The 26,782-nt window shown below is 70.2% G+C and carries 24 protein-coding genes; 19 read left to right on the top strand and 5 right to left on the bottom strand.

Features of this window, described 5'->3' with window-relative positions; genetic code table 11:
- On the top strand, nt 1-483 hold a 483-nt coding region (locus AC5L38_RS30960; protein ID WP_495246331.1), incomplete at its 5' end, for a DUF4240 domain-containing protein.
- Between the two features lie 1,046 nt (nt 484-1,529).
- Here the strand turns inward: AC5L38_RS30960 and AC5L38_RS30955 are convergent.
- Nucleotides 1,530-2,000 carry a DUF5946 family protein gene (locus tag AC5L38_RS30955; RefSeq protein WP_495246330.1) on the bottom strand — a complete coding sequence of 157 codons (471 nt, stop codon included), beginning with the start codon at nt 1,998-2,000 and terminating at the stop codon, nt 1,530-1,532.
- A gap of 539 nt (nt 2,001-2,539) precedes the next feature.
- Here AC5L38_RS30955 and AC5L38_RS30950 point away from each other — a divergent pair.
- From AC5L38_RS30950 to AC5L38_RS30905, 10 genes are all read left to right on the top strand, one after another.
- Nucleotides 2,540-3,676 carry a hypothetical protein gene (locus AC5L38_RS30950; protein WP_495246329.1) on the top strand — a complete coding sequence of 379 codons (1,137 nt, stop codon included), beginning with the start codon at nt 2,540-2,542 and terminating at the stop codon, nt 3,674-3,676.
- A 41-nt stretch (nt 3,677-3,717) separates the two neighbouring features.
- Complete coding sequence (locus tag AC5L38_RS30945) at nt 3,718-5,652, top strand: glycosyltransferase family 2 protein (RefSeq protein WP_495246328.1); 1,935 nt, start codon at nt 3,718-3,720, stop codon at nt 5,650-5,652.
- 69 nt (nt 5,653-5,721) lie between these two features.
- On the top strand, nt 5,722-6,804 hold the full coding sequence (locus AC5L38_RS30940; protein WP_495246327.1) for an energy-coupling factor ABC transporter permease: 1,083 nt from the start codon (nt 5,722-5,724) through the stop codon (nt 6,802-6,804).
- Nucleotides 6,804-7,568, top strand: coding sequence for a cobalt ECF transporter T component CbiQ (cbiQ, locus tag AC5L38_RS30935; protein ID WP_495246326.1), 765 nt, complete (start codon nt 6,804-6,806; stop codon nt 7,566-7,568). The genes AC5L38_RS30940 and cbiQ overlap by 1 nt, the downstream gene beginning before the upstream one ends.
- A complete protein-coding gene (locus AC5L38_RS30930) occupies nt 7,565-8,344 on the top strand; it encodes an energy-coupling factor ABC transporter ATP-binding protein (RefSeq protein WP_495246325.1) in 780 nt (259 codons plus the stop codon). The genes cbiQ and AC5L38_RS30930 overlap by 4 nt, the downstream gene beginning before the upstream one ends.
- Nucleotides 8,345-8,455: 111 nt before the next feature.
- Complete coding sequence (locus AC5L38_RS30925) at nt 8,456-8,800, top strand: STAS domain-containing protein (protein WP_495246324.1); 345 nt, start codon at nt 8,456-8,458, stop codon at nt 8,798-8,800.
- Nucleotides 8,801-8,878: 78 nt separating this feature from the next.
- Nucleotides 8,879-9,652 carry an SDR family NAD(P)-dependent oxidoreductase gene (locus AC5L38_RS30920; RefSeq protein WP_495246323.1) on the top strand — a complete coding sequence of 258 codons (774 nt, stop codon included), beginning with the start codon at nt 8,879-8,881 and terminating at the stop codon, nt 9,650-9,652.
- Nucleotides 9,653-9,662: 10 nt separating this feature from the next.
- Complete coding sequence (locus AC5L38_RS30915) at nt 9,663-10,427, top strand: crotonase/enoyl-CoA hydratase family protein (RefSeq protein WP_362678315.1); 765 nt, start codon at nt 9,663-9,665, stop codon at nt 10,425-10,427.
- 155 nt (nt 10,428-10,582) lie between these two features.
- Entirely contained in the window at nt 10,583-11,233 is a 651-nt protein-coding gene (locus AC5L38_RS30910; RefSeq protein ID WP_495246322.1) for a rhomboid family intramembrane serine protease, read from the top strand.
- 548 nt (nt 11,234-11,781) lie between these two features.
- A complete protein-coding gene (locus AC5L38_RS30905) occupies nt 11,782-12,189 on the top strand; it encodes a BlaI/MecI/CopY family transcriptional regulator (RefSeq protein WP_495246321.1) in 408 nt (135 codons plus the stop codon).
- A 158-nt stretch (nt 12,190-12,347) separates the two neighbouring features.
- Here the strand turns inward: AC5L38_RS30905 and serC are convergent, their stop codons facing one another.
- The gene (gene serC / locus AC5L38_RS30900) at nt 12,348-13,457 is read right to left on the bottom strand and encodes a phosphoserine transaminase (protein WP_495246320.1); all 1,110 of its coding nucleotides are present in this window, start codon (nt 13,455-13,457) and stop codon (nt 12,348-12,350) included.
- Between the two features lie 193 nt (nt 13,458-13,650).
- The gene (locus AC5L38_RS30895) at nt 13,651-14,757 is read right to left on the bottom strand and encodes a citrate synthase 2 (protein WP_495246319.1); all 1,107 of its coding nucleotides are present in this window, start codon (nt 14,755-14,757) and stop codon (nt 13,651-13,653) included.
- A gap of 196 nt (nt 14,758-14,953) precedes the next feature.
- Between AC5L38_RS30895 and pdxH the strand changes: the two genes are divergently transcribed.
- The 5 genes from pdxH (at nt 14,954) to AC5L38_RS30870 (ending at nt 20,918) form a co-directional block, all read left to right on the top strand.
- The gene (gene pdxH, locus AC5L38_RS30890) at nt 14,954-15,580 is read left to right on the top strand and encodes a pyridoxamine 5'-phosphate oxidase (protein ID WP_495246318.1); all 627 of its coding nucleotides are present in this window, start codon (nt 14,954-14,956) and stop codon (nt 15,578-15,580) included.
- Between the two features lie 57 nt (nt 15,581-15,637).
- Nucleotides 15,638-16,885 (top strand): MFS transporter, encoded by a 1,248-nt coding sequence (locus tag AC5L38_RS30885; RefSeq protein WP_495246317.1) that lies wholly within the window; start codon nt 15,638-15,640, stop codon nt 16,883-16,885.
- Between the two features lie 159 nt (nt 16,886-17,044).
- A complete protein-coding gene (locus tag AC5L38_RS30880) occupies nt 17,045-17,749 on the top strand; it encodes an iron-dependent transcriptional repressor DtxR (protein WP_389917202.1) in 705 nt (234 codons plus the stop codon).
- 117 nt (nt 17,750-17,866) lie between these two features.
- Nucleotides 17,867-20,092, top strand: coding sequence for an ATP-binding SpoIIE family protein phosphatase (locus AC5L38_RS30875; RefSeq protein WP_495246316.1), 2,226 nt, complete (start codon nt 17,867-17,869; stop codon nt 20,090-20,092).
- A 52-nt stretch (nt 20,093-20,144) separates the two neighbouring features.
- On the top strand, nt 20,145-20,918 hold the full coding sequence (locus AC5L38_RS30870; protein WP_495246315.1) for an alpha/beta fold hydrolase: 774 nt from the start codon (nt 20,145-20,147) through the stop codon (nt 20,916-20,918).
- 110 nt (nt 20,919-21,028) lie between these two features.
- On the opposite strand, the gene AC5L38_RS30865 is transcribed toward AC5L38_RS30870, so the two are convergent.
- A complete protein-coding gene (locus tag AC5L38_RS30865) occupies nt 21,029-21,190 on the bottom strand; it encodes a hypothetical protein (RefSeq protein ID WP_495246314.1) in 162 nt (53 codons plus the stop codon).
- A gap of 227 nt (nt 21,191-21,417) precedes the next feature.
- On the opposite strand from AC5L38_RS30865, the gene AC5L38_RS30860 reads away from it, so the two are divergent.
- Complete coding sequence (locus AC5L38_RS30860) at nt 21,418-21,831, top strand: hypothetical protein (protein ID WP_495246313.1); 414 nt, start codon at nt 21,418-21,420, stop codon at nt 21,829-21,831.
- Between the two features lie 214 nt (nt 21,832-22,045).
- Here the strand turns inward: AC5L38_RS30860 and AC5L38_RS30855 are convergent, their stop codons facing one another.
- A complete protein-coding gene (locus AC5L38_RS30855; protein WP_495246312.1) occupies nt 22,046-23,191 on the bottom strand; it encodes an acyl-CoA dehydrogenase family protein in 1,146 nt (381 codons plus the stop codon).
- A gap of 423 nt (nt 23,192-23,614) precedes the next feature.
- Between AC5L38_RS30855 and AC5L38_RS30850 the strand changes: the two genes are divergently transcribed.
- The gene (locus AC5L38_RS30850; protein ID WP_495246311.1) at nt 23,615-24,880 is read left to right on the top strand and encodes a hypothetical protein; all 1,266 of its coding nucleotides are present in this window, start codon (nt 23,615-23,617) and stop codon (nt 24,878-24,880) included.
- 12 nt (nt 24,881-24,892) lie between these two features.
- Complete coding sequence (locus AC5L38_RS30845; protein WP_495246310.1) at nt 24,893-25,726, top strand: class F sortase; 834 nt, start codon at nt 24,893-24,895, stop codon at nt 25,724-25,726.
- The last annotated feature ends 1,056 nt before the right edge of the window (nt 25,727-26,782 follow it).

The raw sequence follows: 26,782 nt of genomic DNA, 5'->3' as shown, positions 1-26,782 counted from the left end.
ATCGAACCTGCGTCTGGTCTCTCCCACGACCTAACCTTCTCCTTAGGTCAGGTCTCCACGCTAGAAGGGGAAGCCCACCTCACTCTTCCCCTGGGATCAGATGATGGCTTCCTATACTTCCGCTATTGGCTCGTCGGCCTCGGGCGCGGAACCTTCGAACGTGTGGTCGCCGAACCCGACACTCTGATAGAGGTCCCCGAGATCCTCCATCTCTGGAAGGTCATCCGGCAACGAGCAGGCAAGAAACGACTGTGGACCGATGACGAGTGGCCCGAATTTGAGTTGTTGGCTTACGTCGCGTGGGAGCCCTACGAGAAGCGCACCGGTCTGGATCTGACCACCCTGTACGACAAGGCGCACGCACGTACCGACCTGGATGATGACGGCTACGAAATACGCGGCGAGCAGTGGGTGATCGACAGCGAAGAAGAGCTAACGCGCAGATTTCCGCGTATCGCGCGTTACCTGGCGGGAAGCCCCTGAGGGATCCGGTGCAGAGACCAATGCCTCCGGCGGGGGCACTCCGGCTCCGAGACGATCGCCAGGGGCAAGAGCCGGGTTCGTAGGTGGCTGGGTGCCGGATCTTCCCGTCGCCGTCGTCCCAGGACAAGCCGAGCAGACCGGGGCCAGGGCGCCAAGGTCGTTCGTCCGGTAGGGCGCTCCACCTTGGCGCCCTGGCCCCGGCCCGCTCCCCCGAGGGTGGGACGACGGCGACGGGAAGGTCCAGCGGGCAGGGTGTGGGCGTCCACGCGGGGTTCTCAGGCCGTGCCCGTTGCGTGCCACTGGCCTTCTTCATGGTCGTCCCGCGTGCCACCTGGATTGCCTCGCCCAGAGTCTCCTCGATGGCCTTGTCACGGTCCTGGCCGGCGTGCTGGTAGATCAGCGCCGCCCGCGTGGAGGAGTGCCCCATCCGGGACATCAGCTCTTTGAGGCCCGCCCCGGTAGAGGCCGCGAGGGTGTTGCCTATGTGGCGAAGATCATGAAAGTGAAGGCTGGGAAGTCCGACAGCCTTACGGTCCTGTCCCACGTCCGGCGGAACCCGGAGTGCTTCAACGGCCCGCCGTCGGGACCGGTGAACACACGCCCGTACTCTCCCGGCTCGGCGAACATCTCCAGACGCACCCGCGGCTCAGGAACGGCCTCCGGAGGGATGGAGGCCACCCGTCGGCCGGCTCGCGACTCGGGGGAGTCGTCCGTCACCTTCCCGCCGCCGATCTCGATCAGGGCGCCGGCGACCCGAAGCACTCCCGCATCAAGCGGCGCCGCGCCGCGCCGCCGTACACCGGCCCAGCGTCCGCCTGCCGTCCGGGTATGCGGCCCGGGGGCCGGTCCCGGTCGGCAGCGGCTCGGGCCGCCCGCCGTACACCCACTCGCCGTACCGGGCGAACCCGCCGACCACAGCGCCACGCCGTCGCACAGAACCGACCGCATCGTCGTCGGCAGTGTCTCGAGAGGGGTTCACGTGTCGCTCTCCTGCGGGAGGTCGTTTTGTGTTTTCTGGGGTTGATGGTCACAGCTAGGGTCGAGGATCAGGTCTGGACGGATCTCCAGGACTCCACAGTCGCTTCGGCGATGGTTTCGATGCGGCGCCCGTACGCCAGATGGCCGTCAGAAACGAAGCTGCCGTCGCTGAACGGCAACCCGCAGAACGTGGCGCGGAAGTGCCCGGGAGGTCCGCCCGACGGGAGCGGCGCGTACGCCGCGAATGGCCTCATGTCGTAGCTCGACCGTGCTCCGTGCTTGTTCCGTGCCACCTGGTGAGCCGCTACGCGAAGCAGCGCGTCAATGCCCTTGTCCACGTAGAGCTGCAGCTGGCGGAACTGACCGTCGAGGTACTTCTCATGAGCTCTGGAAGGATGCTGCAGGAGATACGCGCAGACCACAGGCGCGTGCCACCTGTACATCTGAGGATCGGCCTGCTCTTCGGCCAGGATTCCATGGTAGTAGTCCGCGCACACGCCCAGCGGGCCGGCAATCGCACCGCAGTCACACTGATCCATGCTGGGACTATCTGTCATGGCCTGCAACGTAGGCGGCCGGCAACAGCCTTGTCGACGGCATTTCAGCGCTACCTCGCTGACAACGGGAGAGGAGCGCTCTATCGCAACCGCTCGTCGGCTCGCGTGTGAAAGGTCAGATCAACCAATATCCGGTGAACTGGCCTTTCGCCGTTCGGGGGATGTTGTGATCTTCCGTGCCCCTGGTGACTACTTTGTCCCGGTTCTAACGAGTGTGCTGTCGGATTGGCGCCGCCCGTTGGAGGAGTGCCCCATCCGGGACGTCAAACGCGGGCGACACATCCTCCCGGAGCTTGCGCCATCTGTGGTCAAATGACTACTATGCGTAAAAAAAATCTTGAAGGGGTCCGTGGGCGAGGGGTGTCCGGGATCCCGTCGGTGCTCGCGGGTGCGGTGGCGGCGAGTGCGGTGGCGGGCCGAGCGTCCGACGGGGTGTCCGGCCACGGCGTGGCCGCCCGGGCGGGTTCCGGCGGCGTTCCACGACGGTAGGGGGATGTGCGGTGGCCGGGAGGCTTCGGCGCGTGATCGTCGCGTTTCTCGTGGTGGGCGGCATCGCGCCGGTGACCGGGGGCGGGGCTTCCGGTGCGTCCGGGCTGGCCCCCGATCCGGACTTCTCCCTGACGGTGAGTCCGGCACGCCTGGTCGTCGGTCCGGAGGAGATCGGCGAACCCCGGTCGTTCCAGGTGGTCAACAGGGGGCGGTCGCCGGTCGACATGGTCGTCGACAAGGCGGGTTTCACGGTGGGCGGGACCGGCGAGATGGCCTTCGAGCGCGACGCCCCCGGCTCCGCCCCCGGCTCCGCCGCCGGCTGGCTGAGGGTCACGCCGCCGAACTTCCGTCTCGCGCCCGGTGCGGAGCGGCGCGTCACCGTGCGGATCGACCCCCCGCCCCGGCCCGAGCACGGCGGGCACCAGGTGGCTCTGCTCTTCGCCGTCCCCGCGGGCTCCGGCGGGGGCGACATCAAGCTCGACCGGGTGATCGGGGTGCCGATCTATCTCACGGTTCCGGGGCCGATCGACACTTCCGTGAAGGTCGGTGCCCTCACCACTCCCGGCGGCTTCACGACGGGCGGTCCCGTCGACTTCACCGTCACCGTCGACAACGTCGGGACCGTCCACCGCGACTTCCTCGCCCCGCGGAGCCTGACGGTCGGGGTGAACGGCCACGACGTGCCGTTCCCCGACTTCATCCTGCCCCGCGGGGTCGGCAGGAGCGTCACCGCCAGGTGGACGAACCCGCCGTTCATGTGCGTCTGCCGGGCGACGGTGTCGGTTCCCGGGGGCGGCGGGACCTCCCGGCGGAGCGTCACGTTCGTCATCTTCCCGCTGCATTTCCTCGGGGCGCTGACGGCGGTCGCGGCGGTCCTGTACGTCCTCGCCTGGCTGTCGCGCCGCAGACGCCGGACGGCACGCGCGCCTGAGGCGGTCCGGGTGCCGGGCGGTCGTGACGACCCCGCTCGGGAAGGTCGACACGGCGGCGACCCTGCCCGGGTCGGTGACGAGGTCCGGCGAGGTCCGGCGAGATCCGGCGCGGTCTGCGGTGCCCCGCAAGGCGTACGAAACGGTTGCTTCGCTCCCTATGTGGTCTCTCGACCCCGCAGATCGGGGAGGCAACCCTGTGGATTCGCCCCGTACGGACCGCTGTTCGTCACATACTGAGACGCTAGATAAGCGGAAAGTGACCGACGAGGGGCGCGGCGGTGACAGTAACGATCCTCCAGCGAGTCCGCACGGAGCGGGGCGGCTGCGATATCACGAGCACGGAGCGGGGCGGCCGTGACATCACGAGCGAGGAGGCGATCCGGTCCGACGTCGACGTCACCGTGATCGTCCCTCTCCACAACTGCGGGCCCTATCTCGACAGGTGCCTGACCTCGCTGCTGATCCAGCGCGTCGCCCTGGAGGTGGTGGTCGTCGACGACGGTTCCACCGACGGCGGCGCCGCGCTGCTCGACCTGTACGCCTCCTGCCACCGCGGGGTGATCCGCGTCGTCAGGCAGGAGGCGTCCGGCGGCGCGGGGCGCCCGCGCAACGTCGGTCTCTCCCACGCGCGCGGCAGATACGTCTTCTTCTGCGACGCGGACGACTACCTCGGCCCCCAGGCGCTGGAGCGGATGCTCGCGATGGCCGACCGCAACGGTTCGGACATCGTGCTCGGGAAGATCGTCGGGCATGACCGCAAGGTGCCGATCTCGATGTTCAAGGAGAACGCCGAGCGGGTGCCGCTCGGCGACAGCGCGGTCTACAACAGCCTGAGCTGCTTCAAGCTGTTCCGCAGGGAGATGCTGGAGCGGCACGCCATCCGTTTCGACGAGACGCTCCTGGTGGGGGAGGACGTCGTCTTCACCACCCACGCCTACTGCCACGCGGAAGTGATCTCGGTGGTCGCCGACTACGACTGCTACCACCTGGTCGCCCGGCCGGACGGCACCAGCATCATGCAGCGGGAGGGGAGCCGCGACCCGGTCTCCTGGCTGCGGATGATCAGGCGGCCGATCGAGCTGATGCTCGCCCACGTGCGTCCCGGGGATCTCCGTGACCACCTCCTGCGGCGTCACTTCCGGATGGATGCCTTCGGCAACCTCGGCAGGCCCTTCCTGGAGGCCGGGGAGGTCGAGCGCAAGGAGATCGCCGCCGAGGTGGCCGACATGTGCGAGCGGTGGCTGACCGACGGGGTCCGCGAGCGGCTCCCCGCGATCGACCGGAGCCGGCTCGCCGCGCTGCAGGACATCGACCGCCTGGTGCGGCTGGCGCACATCGAGTCGGCCTCGGTCCGCAGGGAGCTCACCGAGCTCCGCTGGGAGCGGGAGCGGGAGGGGCGGCTGGCGATCTCGGGCAAGGTGGCGCTGAGCACGCTGGAGCGCTACGACCGCCCGGAGATCGCCGGCGGGGACCTCGTCCTGGTGCTGCGGCGCCGGCACGTCGACCCCGGCCCGTCCGACGAGGTCGTGGTCCCGGTGACCGGCGACTGCGCGGGGTTCACCGGGATCGTCGACGTCACCACCCTGTCCCCCGGCATCTGGGACGTCCACGTGAGCGTCGCCTTCGAGGGCGTTCCCCGGCTCGCGCGCCTGGGCGCCGACGGGGAGGGGCTGATCGCGCCCCCCGCGCCGCGCGTGGTCGGCGACGTCGTCGCCCTCCCGTACTTCACCCACCCGTACGGCAACCTCAGCCTCGACATCGGCGGGTACGTCGTCGCGGTGCCGGGCAGCGCCAGGCTGGTGCGCGCCCGCTGGGCGGCCGGGCACCGGCTGGTGCTCGACGGCGAGGTCAGCGTGGGTGCGGCGGTCCCGGCGGCCGAAGCGGTGCGTTACCTGGTCTGGCGGGAGCGCGAGTCGAGCCGGGAGCGGCGCGAGCCGGTCACGGTCGGCGCGGGCGGCACGTTCACCGCCTCACAGGCGATGGGGAGGCTGGGGCCCGGCACCTGGGACGCCTACCTGGAGCTCGACCTGGGCGGGCCGCCCGCACGCTTCAGGATCGAGGCGGTGCCGGAGGTGATCGAGCATCCGCGCACGTGGTGGCGCGGCGCGATCCGGTGGAGCGTCAGACCCTACGCCACGGCGGGGAAGGGCCGGCTCAGCACGGTGGTCCGCACTCTCGGCCCCAGAACTTTCATCAGACGTATCGTTCGTTAATGCCACATTCTTGCAACTACAAGCCCATGGCCTAAAGTGAGGGGCAAATCCGCACTTCGGAGGCTTGTTGTGCACGTACCCGATGGCTTTTTCAACGCCGCCGTCTCGGTGTCCGCGGGAGTGGTGGCCGCGGCAGGTGTGGCCGTCTGCCTGCGCGGCGCCCGCCGCGAGCTCGACGACCGCACCGCTCCGATGGCCGGGCTGGTCGCAGCCTTCATCTTCGCGGTCCAGATGCTCAACTTCCCGGTCGCCGCGGGCACCAGCGGCCACCTCCTCGGGGGCGCGCTCGCCGCGATACTCGTCGGCCCGTACACAGCGGTGTTGTGCGTGGCCGTGGTCCTGCTGGTGCAGGGGTTCTTCTTCGCCGACGGCGGGCTGACCGCGCTGGGCGTCAACATCACGCTGATGGGCCTGGTCGCCGTGCTGGTCGGGTGGGGCGTCTTCCGCCTGATCACCCGGAGCGTGCGGAACAGGGGGGCCGTGGTGGCGGCCGCGTTCGTCGCGGCGCTGGTCTCGGTGCCCGCCTCGGCGCTGGCGTTCACCCTGCTGTTCTGGGTCGGCGGAACCGCGCCCATCGAGATCGGCACGGTCGCCGCGGCCATGGGCGGCGTGCACCTGCTCATCGGAGTGGGGGAGGGCCTGATCACCGCGGTCACCGTCAGCACCGTGCTGGCGGTCCGGCCCGACCTGGTCTACGGTGCCCGCGAACTCGTCGCGCCGCTGGTCCTGCGCGGCGCGGGCGGCGACGTGACCGTCACCCCCGAAGCCTCGAAGCCGGTCACGCCGGTCGCCGCCCGCCGTCCCGGCTGGTTCCTGCCCGCCGGGATCGCGGTGGCGGCGCTGCTGGCGGGCGTGGTGAGCTTCTACGCCTCCTCCTCGCCCGACGGCCTGGAGTCGGTCGCCGAGGACAAGGGCTTCATCGGGCAGGCGGCCGACCACGCGCTGGGCGAGCAGCCGCTCGCCGACTACGGGGACGTGGGCGGCATCCCGGTCGGCGTGGCCGGGGTGATCGGCGTCGGGGTGACCCTCGCCGTCGGCGGCGGGGTGTTCTACGCCGTGCGCCGCCGCGGCGACGGCGGGGACGGCGGGGACGGCGGGGACGGCGCTGACGTCCTCGTCAAGGACGACAGCGGCAAGAAGGGCCTCGACTAGTGGGATCGGGCCACCATCACCAGCTCTACCGGCCGGGCGACACGCTCGCGCACCGGTTGCCGCCCCAGTGCAAGCTGGTGGCGGTGGCCGGGTTCGCCCTGGTGGTGGTCGCCACGCCGCGCGAGTGGTTCTGGGCCTTCGGGCTGTACGCCGTGCTCCTGGCCGCCGTGGCGGCCCTCGCGCGCGTCCCGGTGGGGTTCGTGCTGCGGCGGATGGTGGTGGAGATCCCGTTCGTGGTGTTCGCGCTGGCCATCCCGTTCATCGGGTTCGGCGAGAGGGTGACCTTCATGGGCCTCTCGCTCAGCGTGGCGGGCCTGTGGGCCGCCTGGAACATCCTGGCCAAGGCGACCCTGGGCGTGGTCGCGAGCGTGCTGCTGGCGGCCACCACCGAGCCGCGGCTGATCCTGCTGGGCGCCCAGCGTCTGAGGCTGCCGCCGCTGCTGGTGCAGATCGCCATGTTCATGCTCCGCTACATGGACGTGATCCTGGACGAGATGCGCCGGATGCGGGTGGCGAGGGAGTCGCGCGGGTTCGTGGCCAGGGACGTGCGGCACATCCCGGTGATCGCCAGGTCGGCGGGGGCGCTGTTCATCCGCTCGTACGAGCGGGGCGAGCGGGTGCACCTGGCGATGCTCAGCAGGGGCTACACCGGCTCGATGCCGGTCATCCAGGATCTCTCCGCCGCTTCGCGGCAGTGGCTCGCCGCCGGTATGTTGCCGGGTGCGGCACTCGCCGTGCTACTCGGGAGCTGGGGGTTCGCATGACCGTGCCGTCCTTGCCGACCGCGCCGACCCCGGCCGCGTCTCCGCCGCCGCCCTCCCTCGAGGTGAGCCGCCTGGCGTACGCGTACCCCGACGGCACGCAGGCGCTGTTCGGCGTGGACCTGCGGGTGGAGCGCGGCGAGCGGGTCGCGCTGCTCGGGCCGAACGGCGCGGGCAAGACCACGCTGGTGATGCACCTCAACGGCATCCTGACCGCCGGGCACGGCACGGTGGCCGTGGCGGGGCTGCCGGTCGGCAAGGGGTCGCTCATGGAGATCCGCAGGCGGGTCGGGCTCGTCTTCCAGGACCCCGACGACCAGCTCTTCATGCCGACCGTCCGCGAGGACGTGGCCTTCGGCCCGGCCAACATGGGGGTCACGGGCGAGGCGCTGCGGCGCCGGGTCGAGGACGCGCTGGAGCGCGTGGGCATGCTGGAGACGATCGACCGGCCGCCGCACCACCTGTCCTTCGGCCAGCGCCGCCGGGTCGCGGTGGCGACCGTGCTGGCCATGGAGCCGGAGATCCTGGTCCTGGACGAGCCGTCGTCCAACCTGGACCCGGCCTCCCGGCGCGAGCTCGCCGAGATCCTGCGGGGGCTCGACGTGACCGTCCTGATGGTCACCCACGACCTGCCGTACGCGCTGGAGTTGTGCGAGCGCTCGCTCATCCTCTCCGGGGGCGTCATCGCCGCGGACGGGCCGACCCGCGAGATCCTCGCCGACGCGAGCCTTCTCGCCGCCCACCGGCTCGAACTGCCGTACGGTTTCGCCGCTCCCTGATTCCGGAATCCTCTGCCCCGGACGCGAACTTGCTGTGAACAGTCGCGCATGACCTCGCGTGGAGTGACGGCGAAGTAAAGTAGGTCTGCCCTTCGGGCGCGAGGAGGACTGATGAAGCTACGGCTGGCTCGCCGCGCCGTCGGGGACGCCGTGGTGGTGGCTGTCGAGGGCGAGCTCGACCTGTTCACCGCTCCCTTCCTGCGAGACGAGGTCCGTGACGCGATCAAGCTGGACGGCGCGCGGCTGGTCCTGGACCTCACAGCCCTGTCCTTCATGGACTCCAGCGGCCTCTCCGTGCTGATCGAGGCGTGGCGGCTGGCCACCAGCGAGGGCGGCGGGGTCTCGCTGGCGGCCCCCCAGGCGCCGGTGGCCCGGATCCTGCGCACGACGGGGCTCGACCGGCGGATCAAGGTCTACCCCGACGTGAGCAGCGCCGTCGGGGAGATCCAGCCGTGACGGCTGTGCACGCTGGTAACGGAGAGTTTTAGCCACCCCCAGTAGAACTTCATTCGGTCCGCGCGTTAAAGTCCGCTCATGGACCTGAACGGAGCAGCAGCAATCATCTCGGGCGGTGCCAGCGGCCTCGGCGAGGCCACGGCCCGCGACCTCGCCGCGCACGGCGCCACCGTCGTCATCGCCGACCTCAACGAGGAGCGCGGCAAGTCACTGGCCGACGAGCTCGGCGGCGTCTTCGTCAAGACCGACGTGTCGGACGAGGCGCAGGTGCAGGCGGCTGTGGACGCGGCCGTGGCGACCGGCAGGCCGCTGCGCGTCGTGGTGAACAGCGCGGGCATCGGCTGGGCCAGCCGGACCGTCGGCCGTGACGGCTCGCCGCACGACCTGGCCTCGTACCGCAAGGTCATCGAGGTCAACCTGATCGGCACCTTCAACCTCATGCGCATCGGCGCCGCCGCGATCGCGAAGACGGAGCCGGCCGACGGGGACGGCCAGCGCGGTGTGGTGATCAACACCGCCTCGGTGGCGGCGCTGGAGGGGCAGACCGGCCAGGTCGCCTACTCGGCCTCCAAGGGCGGCATCGTCGGCATGACCGTCCCGGCCGCGCGCGATCTCGCCGCCATCGGCGTGCGCGTCAACACCATCTGCCCCGGCATCATCGACACCCCGATCTACGGTTTCTCGGCCAACGCCGACGAGTTCAAGGCCAAGCTCGTGGCCCCGGTGGTCTTCCCCAAGCGCATGGGACAGGCCTCCGAGTTCGCGCACCTGGTCCGCTCGCTGATCGAGAACGACTACATCAACGCCGAGACGATCCGTTTCGACGGCGGCATCCGCTTCCAGCCCAAGTAGGAGTCACCCGGTGTCTGACGAGGTTCTGGTCGAAGTCGACGGCGGCGTGGCCGTCATCACGATCAACCGCCCCAAGGCCAGGAACGCCGTCAACGGCGCGGTCGCGCGGGGCGTCGCCGGTGCGCTGGACGAGCTGGAGGAGCGCAAGGACGTGGCGGCCTACGTCCTCACCGGCGCCGGCGGCACGTTCTGCTCGGGCATGGACCTGAAGGGGTTCCTGACCGGGGACTTCCCGGTCGTGGAGGGCAGGGGGTTCGGCGGCATCGCCGAGGCGCCGCCGAGGAAGCCGCTCATCGCCGCCGTCGAGGGCTACGCCCTGGCCGGAGGCTGCGAGCTGGCGCTGGCCTGCGACATCATCATCGCCTCCGAGGACGCCAAGTTCGGGCTTCCCGAGCCCAAGCGGGGGCTGGTCGCGGGGGCGGGCGGCGTGATGCGGCTGCCGAGGCGCATCCCGTACCACATCGCCATGGAGATCGCCCTGACCGGCGACCACTTCCCCGCCTCCCGGCTGTACGAGCTCGGCCTGGTCAACCACGTCACGCCCGCGGGCGAGGCGCTGGCCACGGCCGTCGAGCTCGCGAAGCGGATCGCCGCGAACGCCCCGCTGGCGCTCGCCGCGACCAAGCGCGTGATCGTCGAGTCGGCGGACTGGAGCCGCGACGAGATGTTCACGAAACAAGGGGAGATCATCAGCCCGGTGTTCAGTTCCAAGGACGCCATGGAGGGGGCGGCGGCCTTCGCCGAGAAGCGCGCCCCCCGGTGGAAGGGCGAGTAGCCCCTTTTAGGGAAAGCGAGAATTCGGCGGGCCGGGCGCGATCCAAGGGGTCGCGCCCGGCGCGTTCACGGCCAGGAGTGCGTACGGTAAAGGTGTGGACGGGTGCGGCGGGGGCACTTGACATCCACGCCACCGCTCCAAGGCCAGGAGAGTGCATGAACGACCACCCGACCGGTATGTCCCCCACCGGCCGATCCTCCGGTGATCTTCTGAAGCGCAGGGCGGGGAACCTGGCCGCGGGCGCGCTGGGTGCCGCGATCATCAACGTTCTCATGGTCGGTGCCATGTGGGTGATCGAGGTCGCCGACTACGTCCTGCCGGGCGAGTTCGACGTCTACGGCATCCGCGCCTGGGATCCCGAGGGTCTGGGCGGCATCTTCCTCGCCCCCTTCCTGCACGCCGGGTTCGGCCATCTGATGGCCAACTCGCTGCCCCTGCTGATCCTCGGCTTCCTCGCCGCGCTGCGCGGGATCGGCCGGTTCCTGGCCGCCAGCCTGATCATCGTCCTGGTCAGCGGTCTGGGCGTCTGGTTCACGAGCTCGCCGTTCGCCGTCACGGTCGGCGCCAGCGGCCTGGTCTTCGGCTACTTCGGATTCGTCGTCGCCCGCGGCCTGTTCGACCGTCGCGCCCTCGACATCGTGATCGGTGTCGGCGTGGCGATCGCCTACTACTCGATCATCTGGGGCGTGCTCCCCGGCGAGGAGGGCATCTCCTGGCAGGGCCACCTGTTCGGGCTGGTCGGTGGTGTCATCGCGGCCTGGGTGGTGCGCCGCAGGCGCCGCCGGGCCGTCACCCCCGCCTACTGAGGCATCCGCTCCCGGCCGTTTCCGGCCGGGAGCTTTTTCTCTTCGAACCTCCCGGCCGCCGAGCCTCGCTCACCGGAGCCGACGCCGGGCTTTTCCCGCCGCGCTTTTCCCGGCCGCCGGGCCTCGCGGAGCCCCGCCGTTCGCCGGTGTGACGCTTTTCCCGCCCCTCGTCGCCGGAACGTGGGGGGCTTCACCCGGAGATGGGGGCTGCATGGGGCTGTGGGCGCTATGTAGCGCTTCGTGGCGTAGCTGAATGACCCGGGGGCCGGGTCGGCCGGGATGTGGCCTCCAGGGGCGAATGAGGCCGATCCGGGACGCCGTCCAGCTGCGGGGGCCAGGGGCGGCGTGTTTCGGCCGGACGCCTTTTCCCGGCGCTTTCTTCCGTGATCGCGCAGCAGAAGATTCTGCTGGAATTGACCAGCTATGGCCGCATCGGTTGATTTAAGTGACAATATGACAAAATTTCATGTGTGAACCTGCCTGGCCGCGTGCCCGTACATGTTCCAGGGCCATCACAGCCGGGCGCGACCCTCGAAAGGTGGCCGCGGGTGAACCTGGGATCCCTGGAACGCGCGATCATGGACGTGCTGTGGGGCTGCAAGCAGCCGCTGCTGGTTCGCCAGGTGCAGGACATGCTGAACCAGGACGCGGAACGGAGCCTGGCCTACACCACGGTGCAGACCGTCGCCGAGCGTCTCGTCAGGAAGGGCCTGCTGGAGAGGGCACCCGTGCGCAACGCCTTCCGCTACACCGCCAGCCGCTCACGGGACGAGCACGTGGCCGGGTTGATGCTCGCGGCCCTGGCCGGTAGCCCGGATCGCGCTCCCGTGCTCTCGCGGTTCGCGGAGGGGGTGGATCCGGACGACGCCCTGCGTCTTCTGCACGAGCTGGCGCGGCGCGCGGGGGAGCGGGCGCACACCCCGGGGACGGGCGGGACCCCGAGCACGCTGCCCTAGGTTCCCGCCCCGGAGGCCGGGAGGCCGGCTTCCGGGGCGGGAACGGGGATCGCGGCCGTTCCCGCCGGTCGGGTGAGGACGGGTTCCCGGCTCCCGCGAGGGGAGCGAGGGCCGTGGCGGTGAGGACGGATTCCGGCTCCCGGGAGGGAGCCTGAGGACTACAGGCGCTCGACGACGTAGTCGACGCAGGTGGTCAGGGCCTCGACGTCGTCGGGGTCGATGGAGGGGAACATCGCGACGCGCAGCTGGTTGCGGCCGAGCTTGCGGTAGGGCTCGGTGTCGACGATGCCGTTGGCCCGCAGCACCTTGGCGATCGCGGAGGCGTCGACGCCGTCGGCGAAGTCGATCGTGCCGACCACGTTGGAGCGGAACTCCGGAGCCGCGAACGGGGTGGTGTAGGAGGTCTTCTCCGCCCAGGTGTAGAGGCGCTGGGCCGAGTCGGCCGTGCGGGCGGTCGTCCAGGCCAGGCCGCCGTTGCCGTTCATCCACTCGATCTGCTCGGCGAGCAGGAAGAGCGTGGCGACCGACGGGGTGTTGTACGTCTGGTCCTTGGAGGAGTTGTCGATCGCCACCGGGAGGCTGAAGAACTCGGGGACGTAGCGCCCGCCGGCGGCGATCTCGTCGACCCTGGCCAGCGCGGCCGGGGACATCAGGGCGATCCAGAGGCCGCCGTCGGAGGCGAAGCTCTTCTGCGGGGCGAAATAGTAGACGTCGAACTCGCTCGCCTCGACGGGCAGGCCGCCCGCGCCGGAGGTGGCGTCGACCAGCACGAGCGAGCCCTCCTCGCCCACGCGCCTGATCGGCATCGCGACGCCGGTCGAGGTCTCGTTGTGGGTGAGCGCGTAGACGTCGACGCCCTCCTCCGGCCGGGCCTCGGGGTGGCTGCCGACCTCCGACTTGATCACGGTCGGGTCGCCCAGCCACGGGGCCTTGGCCGCCACGGAGGCGAACTTGGAGGAGAACTCGCCGAAGTGCAGGTGCTGGGACCTGTCGCGGATCAGCCCGAAGGCGGCGATGTCCCAGAACGCGGTGGTGCCGCCGTTGCCCAGGACGACCTCGTACCCCTCGGGGAGGGAGAACAGCTCGGAGAGCCCCGCGCGCACGCGCCCGACCAGCGACTTGACCGGCTTCTGGCGGTGGGAGGTGCCCAGGAGACTGGATCCGGAGGCCGCGAGAGCCGACAGCTGCTCGGGGCGCACCTTCGAGGGCCCGCAGCCGAAACGGCCGTCGGCGGGCTTGATGTCAGAGGGAATCACGATGTCAGCCACCTGACCAGCCTACTGAGCCCGGGGATCGATCCTGGAAGGGGTCCGGATTTTGAGACGAGCCGTGGGAGGGATTTGGGCAGGGCCGGGTGATCGCGGGGGCCGGGCGGGGCGGGCCGGGGGAGGGGCACGGGGGGCCGGAACCGGCAACGGCTGCCGCGCGAGACGCCGCGCGACAGCCGTACAGGAAGGTGGTTCAGAGGGAGTGGACGACCTCGGTGGCTCCGGGGACGTCCTGAACCGAACGCTGGGACGGGCCCACGTAGTCTGCGCTGGGGCGGACGAGCCTGCCCGTGCGCTTCTGCTCCAGGATGTGGGCGGCCCAGCCCGCGGTGCGGGCGCAGGTGAACATCGAGGTGAACATGGACGAGGGAACCTGGGCGAAGTCCAGGATGACCGCGGCCCAGTACTCGACGTTGGTGGCGAGCACCCGGTCGGGCTTGCGGGCGTGCAGTTCCTCCAGCGCGGCCTTCTCCAGCGCCGCGGCGACCTCGTAACGCGGTGCGTCGAGCTCCTTGGCGGTGCGGCGGAGCACGCGTGCCCGGGGGTCCTCGGCACGGTAGACGCGGTGACCGAAGCCCATCAGGCGCTGGCCCTTGTCGAGCTCCGACTGGACGTACTTCTTGGCGTCGCCGACCTGCTCGACGCCTTCGATCATGTGCAGCACGCGCGCGGGCGCACCGCCGTGGAGCGGCCCGGACATGGCGCCGACCGCACCGCTCAGCGCCGCGGCGACATCGGCTCCGGTGGAGGCGATGACCCTGGCGGTGAAGGTGGAGGCGTTCATGCCGTGCTCGGCGGCGGACGTCCAGTAGGCGTCGATGGCCTTGACGTGCTTGGGGTCGGGCTCGCCCTGCCAGCGGATCATGAACCGCTCGACGATGCTCTCACCCTTGTTGATCTCGCTCTGGGGGACCATCGGCTTCCCCAGGCCGCGCGAGGACTGCGCGACGAAGCTCAGGGCGTTCACACTGGCCAGGGCCAGGTCGGCGCGGGCCTGCGCGTCGTCGATGTCGAGCAGCGGCTTGAAGCCGTACGCGGGGGCCAGCATGGCCACCGCGCTCTGCACGTCGACGCGGATGTCACCGGAGTGGACGGGGATGGGGAAGGGCTCCGCCGGGGCCAGGCCCGGCTGGAACTCGTTGTCGACAAGCAGGCCCCACACGTGTCCGAAAGAGACGCGGCCGACCAGCTCTTCGATGTCGACGCCCCGGTAGCGAAGGGCGCCCCCTTCTTTGTCCGGTTCCGCGATCTCCGTCTCGAAAGCTACAACGCCTTCGAGCCCGGGTTTGAAGTCGGACATTCTCGGCTGCCTCCCTTTCTTGAAGTCAAAGCCTTGATGTCGAGATACCGGCGGGTCATATTCAACCCCCTGGGCCGAGACGGTGTGCCGCCGGACCCGCCGGAACGCGATCGCCCCAGGTGGGGGGCGCCGCGCGGGCTTCCGGCTCGGCACGCGAGAATACCGTCCCGTGGATGCCACATCGCGACCGCCTTCGATGGCGGGCCTTCGACGTACGTACCAGGGGCTGCCCCTGATCGAGGCAGACCTCGCCGCCGACCCCTTCTCGCAGTTCGCCCTCTGGTTCGGCGACGCCGTGGACGCCGGGCTTCCCGAGCCGAACGCGACCGTGCTGGCGACCGCCTCGGCGGGCGGGCGGCCGACGGCCAGGACCGTGCTGCTCAAGGGCTACGACGAGAACGGGTTCGTCTTCTACACCAACTACGAGTCGCGCAAGGGCCGGGACCTGGCGGAGAACCCGCGGGCCGCCCTGCTGTTCCCCTGGCACTCCATCCGCCGCCAGGTGCGGGTGGAGGGCACGGTGGTGCGGCTGCCGCGCGAGGAGTCGGCCGCCTACTTCAAATCCCGGCCCTACGGGTCGCGGATCGGCGCGTGGGCGTCGCGGCAGTCGGCCGTCGTGCACTCCAGGGACGAGCTGGACGCCCGCTACGAGGAGCTGGCGGAGCGCTGGCCGGAGGATCCGCCGGTCCCCGATTTCTGGGGCGGGCTGCGCGTGGTGCCGTCCGAGGTGGAGTTCTGGCAGGGACGCACCGACCGCATGCATGACCGCCTCCGTTACCGGCGCTCCGGCGCCACCTGGGTCGTCGAACGTCTGGCTCCCTGAGGAGCCTGCCCCCTCTTTACTGATATATCCATGTATGTCTGGTAGAGAGGTAACGGGGTGGGTTTCGGGGATTTCGTCCGCAGGCACGCGGCTGACACGCGCCCACTCGCCATTCCCGCCTACCGGCGGCTGTGGGCCGGGCAGGGCGTGTCGTTCATCGGGTTCCAGCTCACCTCCGTGGCCGTCAGCGCCCAGATCTACGACATCACGAAGTCGTCGTTCTGGGTCGGCATGCTCGGCCCCGCCAACCTGATCCCCCTGGTCGTCTTCGGGCTGTGGGGAGGCGCGATCGCCGACGCGGTCGACCGTCGCAGGCTTCTCATGATCGGCGCGCTGATCGCCTGGAGCGGGACGCTCGCGCTCCTGGTCCAGGCCGCCCTGGGCTCGACCAGCGTCGGCCTGCTGCTGGCCACCGTGGCCGTGCACGCCACCGGGTTCGCCATCACCGGGCCGACCAGGGGCGCGATCATCCCCAGGCTGGTCCCCGCCGACCTGATCCCCGCGGCCAACACCCTCAACTTCCTGGTGGGCGGCCTCGGCACCGTCATCGGCCCCCTGGTCGCCGGGGTCGTGCTCGCCCAGAGCGGCTTCGCCACCGCCTACCTGATCGACGCGCTGCTGTTCGGCGCCGGTTTCTACGCCGCGGTACGGCTTCCCAGGCTCGAACCGGTCGGCGAGGTGACCCGCCCGGGACTGCGGTCGGTCGTGGACGGCCTGCGCTACGTCTCCGGGCACCCGGTCGTGCTGATGTCGTTCGTCGTCGATCTCATCGCCATGGCGTTCGCGCTGCCCAGGGCGCTGTTCCCGGAGATCGTGGCCGAACGGTTCGGCGGCTCCCCGGTCGCCTTCGGGTGGCTGTCGGCCAGCGTCGCCATCGGCTCGGTGCTCGGCGGCGTGCTGTCGGGCTGGGTGGGCCGGGTGCGGCGCCAGGGACTGGCGCTCACGTACGTGATCGCCGCGTGGGGGCTCACCGTCGCCGCGGCCGGACTGGCCGGCCAGCTGTGGCTGATGGTCGCCCTGCTGGCGTTCGGCGGGGCCGCCGACCTGATCTCCGCGGTGTGGCGGCAGACGATCCTGCAGACCCACGCGCCCGACGACATGCGGGGCAGGATGCAGGGGGTCTTCATGGTCGTCGTCGCGGGAGGCCCCAGGCTGGGAGATCTGCGGGCGGGGGCCACCGCCTCCTGGTTCGGCGCCACCGGCGCCTGGGTGGGCGGCGGGATCGCCTGCGCGGTGGCCGTGGTCGCCGTGGGACTGGCCGTCCCCGCCTTCAGAAAATATCGTCCGCTCGCGCGGAGCGTTTGAGCAGCTAGGGAAGGATTTGGCGTCCTGGCGCGTTGCCGACCTTTGTCATCGTGGGCTGTTCTCCCAATAGGGTCGTCTTCTCAAACTTCCAAGGTCCCGCGCCGCCCTCCCGGGAACACCGCGCGATGGACGTAGCATCGAGAGAGGACGGGAGGAACCTTGACCGCACACGGCCTGATCGACACGACGGAGATGTACCTTCGTACGATCTTCGAACTGGAGGAGGAGGGCATCGTCCCCCTGCGCGCCCGCATCGCCGAGCGCCTCCAGCAGAGCGGCCCCACCGTCAGCCAGACGGTCGCACGGATGGAGCGCGACGGGCTGGTCCGCGTCGAGGGCGACCGCCACCTGACCATGACCGACCTGGGGCGCACGCTCGCCATCCGCGTCATGCGCAAGCACCGCCTCGCCGAGTGCCTGCTCACCCAGGTCATCGGCCTGCCCTGGGAAGAGGTGCACATAGAGGCGTGCCGCTGGGAGCACGTCATGTCCGACTCCGTGGAGTCCCGGCTCGTCAGCCTTCTCAACAACCCCACCGAGGACCCGCACGGCAATCCGATCCCCGGCCTCGAGGAACTCGGCGTCGTCGGCGCTCCCGGCGGGAGGCCGGAGTCGCTGCCGTCGATGGCGGCGATGGCCGGACCCAGAGATATACCCGTTGTCGTGCGGCGAATTAGCGAACAAGTGCAAAGCGATCCGGCTGTGATGCTTAAACTCAAGCAAGTTGGGATACAACCCGGACGCGAGGTGACGCTCGCGGCGAGCGACGACGGTGTGCGGGTGACAGGTGACGACGAGGCGGACAATTTTCTTGCGGATCTCCCGCGAGAGATTGCCGCGCACGTTTTCGTCTCCACACGCTGACCGAGGCCCCTTAGCTCGGTTGGATCCCGTTCGGGAGTCCCTCCGCTCCCAGGCCGAGACTGCAGGAGCAACCGTGGTTCGCTTTGCACACACCCGCCCACGACGGGCGGTCACCGGATGAAGCGGTGGGGGGATGTTTCCCAGGACGCCGCTGATCACCTTACGGCCGGTTCCGTCCTGGATCACGCTGAGATGGCGGTGGTCGTCACCGACAGGTTCAGCAACCTTCTCTACTGGAACCCGTTCGCGGAAAGGCTGTTCGGGCGCCCCGGCACCTCGGGGCCCCGTGACCAGTCCCTCTCCCTGGGCATCATGGAGAAGGATCACCCGCTCGCCGTCGAGCTCTCCAAGCACGTCCTCAAGGGCGGAGTCTGGGAGGGCACGTTCGACGTCAGGCGCGGGGACGGGACGATCATCTACGTACGCGCGCAGGCCGTGCCGCTGCGGCATCCCTCGGGAGCGGTGACGGGCATCGTCATCACCGCCCGCGAGGCGATGCGCAGCAACGAGCGGGAGAAGGACCGCTTCGGCCTGCTGGAGCGGATCGGCGAGCGCCTCGCCGGGTCGCTCTACGTCGAGGAGACGCTCAAGCGCGTCGCCGAGATGCTCGTCCCGCAGTTCGCCGACCACTGCTTCATCGAGCTGATGGAGGAGGGGCGGCTGACCCGGAGGGTCTCCACCCACGTCCAGGGCTGGAGCCCGCCGCCCAACACCTGGGCGCCGCTGGGGGCGGAGATCCGCTACCCGGTGGGGCACTACGCCGAGATCGCGCTGCGCCGCCAGGAGACGATCCTCGTCGAGGACTTCTCCCAGACCAACTACCCCAGCCCCGGTGAGGCCAACACCCGCCTGGCCGCCGAGATCGGCATGACCTCGGCCATCGTGGCGCCTTTGTGCGTGCGCGGCGAGACCCTCGGGCTGATGTATCTGGGGCTGTCCAACCTGACCGACCGGCGCAGCCCGCACTACGACGCCTTCGACCGCGACTTCGTGGGGGCCATCGCCACCCGGGTCGCCCTCGCCGTCGACAACGCCCTGCTGTTCGAGGAGGAGCGGCACACCGCCGAGTCCTTCCAGAAGCACCTGCTGCCCCGCGCGCTGCCGCAGCTCGACGGGCTGGACATCGCGGTCCGCTACTACCCGGCCGCACCCCTGGCCAGCCACGGGCAGGGCATCCAGACCCAGGTCGGCGGCGACTGGTACGACGTCATCCCGCTGTCGGCGGGCCGGGTCGGCATCGTCATCGGCGACGTCGAGGGCAGGGGGGCCAAGGCCGCGGCGGTCATGGGGCAGCTGCGGGCGGCCCTGCGGGCCTTCGCCCAGGACGACAAGCCGCCCGCGGAGATCCTCGCCAGGCTCGACGAGTGGACGCGCATCATCGCCACCCCCGAGCAGGACGAGAGCGGCACCGACATCAGCGTCCCGCCCATCGTCACCTGCCAGTACCTGGTCTACGACGCCTGGTCGCGGCAGCTGTCGTTCGCCAACGCCGGTCACGCCCCCCCGCTGCTGCTCATCGGCGACACCTGCACCGAGCTCGACATCCACGAGGTCGGCCAGCCGCTGGGGGTGCGGGCCAAGGGCATGCACGCCGACCTGGTCTACAAGGAGGAGACGCGGACGCTGCCCCCCGGGGCCGCGTTGCTCCTCTACACCGACGGGCTCGTCGACCGCCGCCCCATCCGCGACGCCGACGGCAGGCCGCCCAACGTCGAGGAGACGCTGGCGCAGCTCTGCGGCAAGCTCATCGAGATCAGTGACGCCTCCGTCGAGCGCATCGCCGACGCCGCCACCGTCGCGGTGCCCGGCGAGATCGACGACGACATGGCCATCCTCGTGCTCAGGTCCGCCTCCGAGGACCTGGCCGTCGAGGAGCGCACCTTCCCCGCCCAGCCGATCATGGTCGGGGAGGCGCGCCGGATGGCGTCGGAGGCGTTCGTCGGCTGGAACGTCCCCGAGGAGCGCGCCGAGCTCGCCTGCCTGCTGGTCTCCGAGGTCGTCACCAACGTCGTGCTGCACGCCGCCAGCGCCAGCATCCCGCGCAGGGAGCTGACGATGGACGGCCCTCCGCTGCCGTTCGACGAGTCCTGGGACGTCCCCGGCTTCGAGGACGAGGTCGTCAACGAGAAGGAGTTCACGCTCAGGCTCCGCCGGGGCCGGGAGTCGGTCTGGGTCGAGGTCTTCGACCAGGATCTCCGGCTGCCGCGCATCCGCAGCGCGGGGGAGAACGACGAGGGCGGGCGGGGCCTCTACCTCGTCGACCAGCTCGCCAAGCGCTGGGGTTCACGCCCGACCAAGGAGGGCAAGGCCGTCTGGTTCGAGATCCCCACCAGATCGCGCTGAACCACCCGCCGCAAGGCTGGAACACGTCCCCGATCGGTGGTTGACTCGGGGCATGGAGCTGGCGTTCGAACGGCGCGGGACGGGTCCCTCCCTGGTCCTGCTTCACGGTATTGGGCATCACTGGCAGGCATGGCTGCCAGTGCTCGACCGCCTCGCCGCCGAGCGAGACGTGATCGCCGTCGACTTCCCCGGCTTCGGCGTCTCGCCGCCGCTGCCGTCCGGCACGCCGTACACGGCCGAGAGCCTGGCGGACGCGATCGAGTCCTTCTTCGCGGTGCTCGACCTGCGCGACCCTCACGTGGCGGGCAGCTCCCTGGGCGGTTACGTCGCCCTCGAACTGGCCTCGCGCGGGGTGGTCCGCTCGGCCGCCGCCCTCTCTCCCGCCGGGTTCTGGAACCGCAGCGAGCTCGTGTACGCGCGAGCCGTCCTCCGCTTCACCAGGGCCTCCGCCCGCCGGATGTCTCCCGAGAAGGCCGCCGCGATGGCCGAAGATCCGCTGAGCCGCGCTCTCAGCGGCGGCGTCATGACGGCCCATCCGTCGAGGGTCACGCCCGAGGCGATGCTCGCGTCCCTCCAGGCGCTCAAGGACGCCTCAGGTTTCGACGAGACCCTCGCCTCGTTCGCGGGGCTGATGCCTCCCGCGCCGCCGAAGGCGCCGGTCACGATCGCCTGGGGCGAGCACGACCGGCTGCTCCTGCGCCGGCAGGCCGTGCGGGCGGCCAGGTGGTCGGGGCAGCGGGTGAAGCTCCTCAAGGGCTGCGGGCACCTGCCGATGACCGACGACCCCGAGCTGGTCGCGAGGGTGCTGCTGGAGGCGTCCCGGTAGGGGGCCGCCGTACGGTCGGGCCTGCGGGTGGCGTCCCGGCAGGGGGCGTCGTACGGGGGCGGACGGCCGGGTGTGGCCGGTCCGGGGCGTCCGGGGTCGCGCGGAAGGGGTCAGCGGATGGTCTGTCCCCAGACGGCGAGCATCACGATGACGAACGCGACCATGACGCCGACGTAGGCGATCGGGCCGAAGCGGAAGGCGCGGCGCACCCGGTTCAGGCCCCAGGCGAACAGGAACGCCAGGAAGATCAGCAGAATCAGCCCGCTGTCCATCGTCACCACCTCGGGGGAGTCTCCGTTGACCAGTATGCGTCGGCGAGGCCGCCCGTGCGGCCGGTGAACGCAATCCCCAACCCATGGGATCGTTACCTTTCGTGAACAGAACATCGAAGGTAACGCGTGCCCTGCTGGTGGCAGCCCTGGGCGCAGGCCTCTCCGCATGTTCGGGCGGGAGCATCGCACCCGGGCCGTCCGGCACGCCGGCCGTCGCCACCGTTACGGTGACAGCGTCCCCGTCCGCCGTGGCCTCCGCCACGCTTTCCCCGTCCGCTTCCGCTTCCCCCTCGCCGTCCTCGTCCCCGTCCGCTTCCGCGGACGCCCTCGGCACGGCGTCGCCGTCCCCGAGCGTTCCCGGGGGCCGGGGCGTCGACACCACGGTGAGCGGGCAGATCGCCCTGCGCGGGGTGGACGCGATCACCGTGACCTCCGAGAGCGACCAGGAGGTGAAGGCCCTCCTGCTGCCGTTCACGGTCGTGCGCGACGCGCGGGGGCTGGTCTGCGACGGGGGCGCGGCCCCGAACAGCTGCTCGGTGGAGGAGCTGCAGAAGGCGATCAAGAAGGGGGGTGTCCTTTTCGCCAAGGTGACGATCAAGGACGGGGTGGCCGTCCAGATCGAGGACATCGGCGAGAAGTGACGACCCCGGCCGGTTGGCGGTAACCGCCGTCCCGCGGGCGCGTGGACGGCGGTTTTCCGGTGGGGACGCACCGGCGGAGGGGGCTCTCGGAAGCCGCGCCTGGGTCTTTCCCGGAAGCCCGTGAGTCCTTCTCGGAGCGCGCGGGCGTTCCCCGGAAACCTGTGTGGTTCCCGAAGGGCCGGTGTGCCTCTCAGAAACCGAACCGGTGTGCCTCTCAGAAGCCGAAGGAGCGGCCGATGATCTCTTTCATGATCTCGGTGGTGCCGCCGTAGATGGTCTGGACGCGGCTGTCGACCCAGGCCTTGGCCACGGGGTACTCCATCATGTAGCCGTAGCCGCCGTGCAGTTGGAGGCAGCGGTCGATGACCTTGGTCTGCAGCTCCGTGGTCCACCACTTCGCCTTGGCGGCGTCCACGGCGGTGAGCTCCCCGGCGTTGAGGGCCAGGATGCACTTGTCCACGTAGAGGCGGGCGATGTCCACCTCGGTGTCCAGCTCGGCCAGGACGAACCGGGTGTTCTGGAAGCTGCCGATGTTCCGGCCGAAGGCCGTGCGGCTCTTGCAGTACTCGATGGTCGTCCGCAGGACCGTCTCCGCCGCCGCCACGGCCATCACCGCGATCGACAGGCGTTCCTGCGGCAGGTTGGCCATGAGCTGGAAGAAGCCCTGCCCCTCCTCGGGGCCCAGCAGGTTGGCCGCGGGGACCCTGACGTTGTCGAAGAACAGCTCCGCCGTGTCCTGGGCGTGCATGCCGATCTTCTCCAGGTTGCGGCCCCGGCTGAAGCCCTCCATGCCCCGCTCGACGACCAGCAGCGAGATCCCCCGGGCGCCCGCCGCCGGGTCGGTCTTCGTGACCGCGACGACCAGGTCGGAGTTGATGCCGTTGGTGATGAAGGTCTTCTGGCCGTTGACCACGTAGTCGTCGCCCTCGCGCACGGCGGTCGTCCTGATGCCCTGCAGGTCGCTGCCCGCGCCGGGCTCGCTCATCGCGACGGCCGTGATCAGCTCGCCGGAGGTGAACCCGGGCAGCCAGCGGGCCTTCTGCTCGTCGCTGGTGAGGTCCACGAAGTACGGCGCCATGACGTCGTTGTGCAGCGAGTAGCCCAGGCCGGACGCGCCGATCGCGATGACCTCCTCGACGATCACCGCGTTGTAGCGGAAGTCCGTGATCCCGGCCCCGCCGAACTCCTCGGGCACCCCGAAGCCGAACATCCCGATCTCCCCGGCCTTCTTCCACACCTCGCGGGGGACGATGCCGTCCTTCTCCCACCGGTCGTGGTGGGGCGCCACCTCGCGGGCCAGGAACTCGCGCACGGTCTCTCGGAAGAGCTGGTGCTCCTCCTCGAAGAGGTCTCGCTGCATGGTGTGCCTCCTAGGGACTCGTGGCCACGCGTGACGGCTCGTGACACAGAATACGATTCTGTTACCAGCAGGTACACCCGACCCCTTGGCGTTCGTACGTCTTGCGGAGGTATGTGGAGGTACATCCAGATCACAAGTGCGCCACGGTCTTCGGATCCACCCGCGATCTCGCTGCGGCGAAGACGGTAGAAACCGTACGATCTACCCTCGGTGTGCTATGGGTATGCCCGTTGACGGCAGCCTTCGTGATCGGAGTGTGTGGTGGTTCGGTGGCGATCTGGGCTCCGTAGGTCTCTCACGGTTTCGGCCCTGTGCCTTTTCGGCGGTGCGCTGGTCGCGCTGCCCACCGGTGCGTCCGGTGCCAGCAATGCCGAACTCGTGGTCGACTACAGCTGTACCGGGGGGATCGCCCTGGGAACCAGCGTGGTGAACCTCCGGACCAAGGTGTCGATTCCCACGACGCTCACGGTCGGGCAACCGCTCAACATCGGCTGGGCCCTCAACTACAAGAACGGCGACCCGACCAGGTTCGGCTCGCCGGGCTACTTCGGTCCCGGGGGCAAGGTCCTGGTCACCGGGAACGTGCAGCTCTCCGGGAGCTGGACCGGCGTCCTCCAGCCCAAGGGCCTCGTCGAGCAGCCGGGCAAGCTGCAGCCGGGGGACATCCTGAAGCTCCCCGACGGGATCTCCGACTCCGCTCACACCGACCGGGCGGGCACGCTCAAGGTCTCCCCCCGGAGGCTGTTCGTGGACTTCACGCCTCCGGCCGGCGAGGTCATGGTCAACAACGACGACCCCCGAGTGGGCTACCACGCGGCGGCCGACTGGTACGAGCTGAACGACCAGGCGCTGAGCATCGGCGACTACGGTCGTGACCTGCACCGTACGGACAGGGTCAACTCCTTCGCCACCTTCAAGTTCACCGGCACCGGGATCGAGTACATCGCCCGGCGCAGCAAGGAGGCGGGGCAGGTCGGGTTCAAGATCGACGGCGTGGACGCCACGCCGTCCTCCGTCGACGCCTCGAAGGAGGCCGACGGCACGCCGACGAACGCCGCCCACGACGGCGGGCTCACGCTGTGGAAGTTCAACGGCCTCAAGTACGGTGAGCACACCCTCCAGGTCACGAACCTGGAGGCAGGCAAGTTCGCGCAGGTCGACGCCTTCCGGGTGATCACGAGGGAGCTGGCGAACCCGCCGGCCGACTACAGGGCCGTCTGCACGCTCGTCAGCGCGCCGGTCTCGGTGGACGTCACCATCTCCGAGCCGGGCGGATCCGGCTCGCCCAGCCCGACGATCACCGACACCCCGGACCCCTCCTTCACCCCCACCGTCACCCCTTCCGTCACCCCCAGCGTCACCCCCACGCCCACGGTCACCCCGAGCTCGAACGGCAACCAGAACGGTGGCCAGAACGGGACGAACAGCACCACCAGGAGCACGACCACCTCGACGCCCAAACCGACCCTGACCGCCACCGTCACCGTCACCCCCACCAGGCCCACCCCCACCGCGCCGCAGGTGATCATCACGCCCAGCGGCGGGGCGCAGACCGGTGAGGCTCCGGGGGGAGGCTCCGGGCTGGGGCTTCTGAGCGCGGGCACGGCGATGGTGACGGGAAGCGCACTGGGCGGTGTGGTCTTGATGAGGCGGCGTGCGGCACACGCTCGCGGCCAGAGGGACAGCTGAAGGAGGCGCCGGATGTACCAAGGACCCGTGCAGGGCGGTCCCGACCCCTACCAGGGGCGGGGCCCGGCTCCCAAGCCCAAGGGAAGCATGCTGATGGCCGGGCTCCTCGTGGCCGGTTCGCTCGGCGGGGTGGCCGCGATCATGGCGGGCCTGCTCGCGTACCTGTCCCCGGTGCCGGACGACGCGCCGTACGGCCCGCCCGTACCGCAGGCGGCCGACAGCAACATCCAGATCCAGCAGGTCCCGGCCGCGGGCCAGCAGCCGGTGGGGGTGACGCCGTCATCGGTGGGGCCGGGCGGCCTGGACGCTCCCCTGACGGCCGCCGCGCCCACGGCCGCGCCGCCGCTGCCGGTGATCATGCCTCCGGAGCCGTTGAAGAGCGACGGTGTGAGGCCGCGGCGGCTGGCCATCCCGAAGATCGGCGTGCTGGCCCCGCTGATGGCGCTCAGCGTCGACGCCAAGCGGGAGATCCAGACGCCTCCGCTGAGCAGGCCCAACCAGGCGGGCTGGTACAAGCACGGCCCGATTCCCGGGCAGCAGGGGCCCTCGGTGGTTCTCGGACACGTGAACACCAAGAAGGGCGCGGCCGTCTTCAGCAGGCTGAAGGAGATCAGGCGGGGGGACAAGATCAAGGTCTCCCGTTCCGACGGAAGCCTCGCGGAGTTCACGGTCGACGGTGTGGAACAGGTCAGCAAGGCGGCCTTCCCGTCGAAGCGGGTGTACGGCAACACCGGTGAGGCGACCCTGCGGTTGATCACCTGCGGTGGTGTCTACAACAGCAGGACCGGTCACTACACCGACAACATCATCGTCTACGCGACCCTGTCGAAGACCCGTCGCGCCTGATCGCGCGTAGTACCCGATGAACGTGCAGGTCACGGCCTTCGTCGCCCGTCTCTGATCGTTAGCCTCCCCGGCAATCCGGGTAGGGATTCGTTCAACAGGAGACAACCCCCCGAATGATCAGAAGGCGGGGGTGTGCCCAGGTGAGCATCGTGCGGGCCGGGGTCGTAGCCGTACTCATAGGGGTGGCCGCTCTCGGCGCCGTCCAGCACCCGAAGTCGGGGAACGAGCGATCCACGGGCTGGGGTGCCAAGCGTCCCGCGCACTCGACGCCGAAGCACGCCGGGGGCTGGACGACCAAGAACTGGGGCAACGGGGGGCGGACGGCCGAGCGCTCGGAGACGAGGATCGAGCGCGGGGGAAACTGGGGACTCGGGCGGCCGAGGCATTCGGGCGGCGGGCGGCACAGGGCCGGGGAGGCCGGCCGGCGGGGGCCGGAGCGGGAACGCCACGGGAACCGCTGGTTCGGCCGGCGTGATCCGGGGGGCGGGCGCGGCGAGAGGTGGGGGTCCGGGCGTCACCGGGATCGGGACCTCGGACGGTCGGGGTCGGACGCCGGGAGCGATGACGACCGGGACCGTGCGTGGCCGTACAGGGGAGCCCGGTCGGAGGAGCGCGGGAGCGGATGGGGATTCGGGCGTTCGGGGGACCGGGAGTCCGGACGGCCGGAGAGACCGGGATTCGAGCGGTACGAGGAGGAGTTCGGGTTCAGGCGGGGCGTTCCGGGCGGTGCGCGCGGCTGGGGCCGGGACCAGGACCGGTACCGGGAGCTCGGGGGGAGAGGCCCGGAGGCCGGGTGGCACGGGGACCACAGGGACCACGGGTTCGGACGGTACGGGTCCGACGCCCGGCGCCACAGGGAGCGGGCCAGGCCCGGCGCGCGGCACCATCGTCACGGGCACGAATACAGGCGCGGGCACGGATACAGGAACGGGCACAGACACGGGCACGGATACAGGAACGGGCACGGATACAGGAACGGGCACGGGTCCCGGCATGGGTGAGGGGCTCCGCGAGCCGGTCCGCCGCCCGAGGCCGGCGCGGCGATTCGAGACAGGG

Source organism: Streptosporangium nanhuense (assembly GCF_059358815.1).
This window is presented reverse-complemented; position numbering and strand designations above follow the sequence as displayed.

What these genes read in the sequence shown, in the direction of transcription:
- AC5L38_RS30925 (WP_495246324.1), top strand. Translation starts at nt 8,456, where the DNA reads ATGAAGCTACGGCTGGCTCGCCGCGCCGTCGGGGACGCCGTGGTGGTG.
- AC5L38_RS30955 (WP_495246330.1), bottom strand. Translation starts at nt 2,000, where the DNA reads ATGGATCAGTGTGACTGCGGTGCGATTGCCGGCCCGCTGGGCGTGTGC.
- AC5L38_RS30920 (WP_495246323.1), top strand. Translation starts at nt 8,879, where the DNA reads ATGGACCTGAACGGAGCAGCAGCAATCATCTCGGGCGGTGCCAGCGGC.
- AC5L38_RS30845 (WP_495246310.1), top strand. Translation starts at nt 24,893, where the DNA reads ATGTACCAAGGACCCGTGCAGGGCGGTCCCGACCCCTACCAGGGGCGG.
- AC5L38_RS30865 (WP_495246314.1), bottom strand. Translation starts at nt 21,190, where the DNA reads ATGGACAGCGGGCTGATTCTGCTGATCTTCCTGGCGTTCCTGTTCGCC.
- AC5L38_RS30855 (WP_495246312.1), bottom strand. Translation starts at nt 23,191, where the DNA reads ATGCAGCGAGACCTCTTCGAGGAGGAGCACCAGCTCTTCCGAGAGACC.
- AC5L38_RS30930 (WP_495246325.1), top strand. Translation starts at nt 7,565, where the DNA reads ATGACCGTGCCGTCCTTGCCGACCGCGCCGACCCCGGCCGCGTCTCCG.
- AC5L38_RS30870 (WP_495246315.1), top strand. Translation starts at nt 20,145, where the DNA reads ATGGAGCTGGCGTTCGAACGGCGCGGGACGGGTCCCTCCCTGGTCCTG.
- AC5L38_RS30910 (WP_495246322.1), top strand. Translation starts at nt 10,583, where the DNA reads ATGAACGACCACCCGACCGGTATGTCCCCCACCGGCCGATCCTCCGGT.
- AC5L38_RS30895 (WP_495246319.1), bottom strand. Translation starts at nt 14,757, where the DNA reads ATGTCCGACTTCAAACCCGGGCTCGAAGGCGTTGTAGCTTTCGAGACG.
- AC5L38_RS30875 (WP_495246316.1), top strand. Translation starts at nt 17,867, where the DNA reads ATGAAGCGGTGGGGGGATGTTTCCCAGGACGCCGCTGATCACCTTACG.
- pdxH (WP_495246318.1), top strand. Translation starts at nt 14,954, where the DNA reads ATGGCGGGCCTTCGACGTACGTACCAGGGGCTGCCCCTGATCGAGGCA.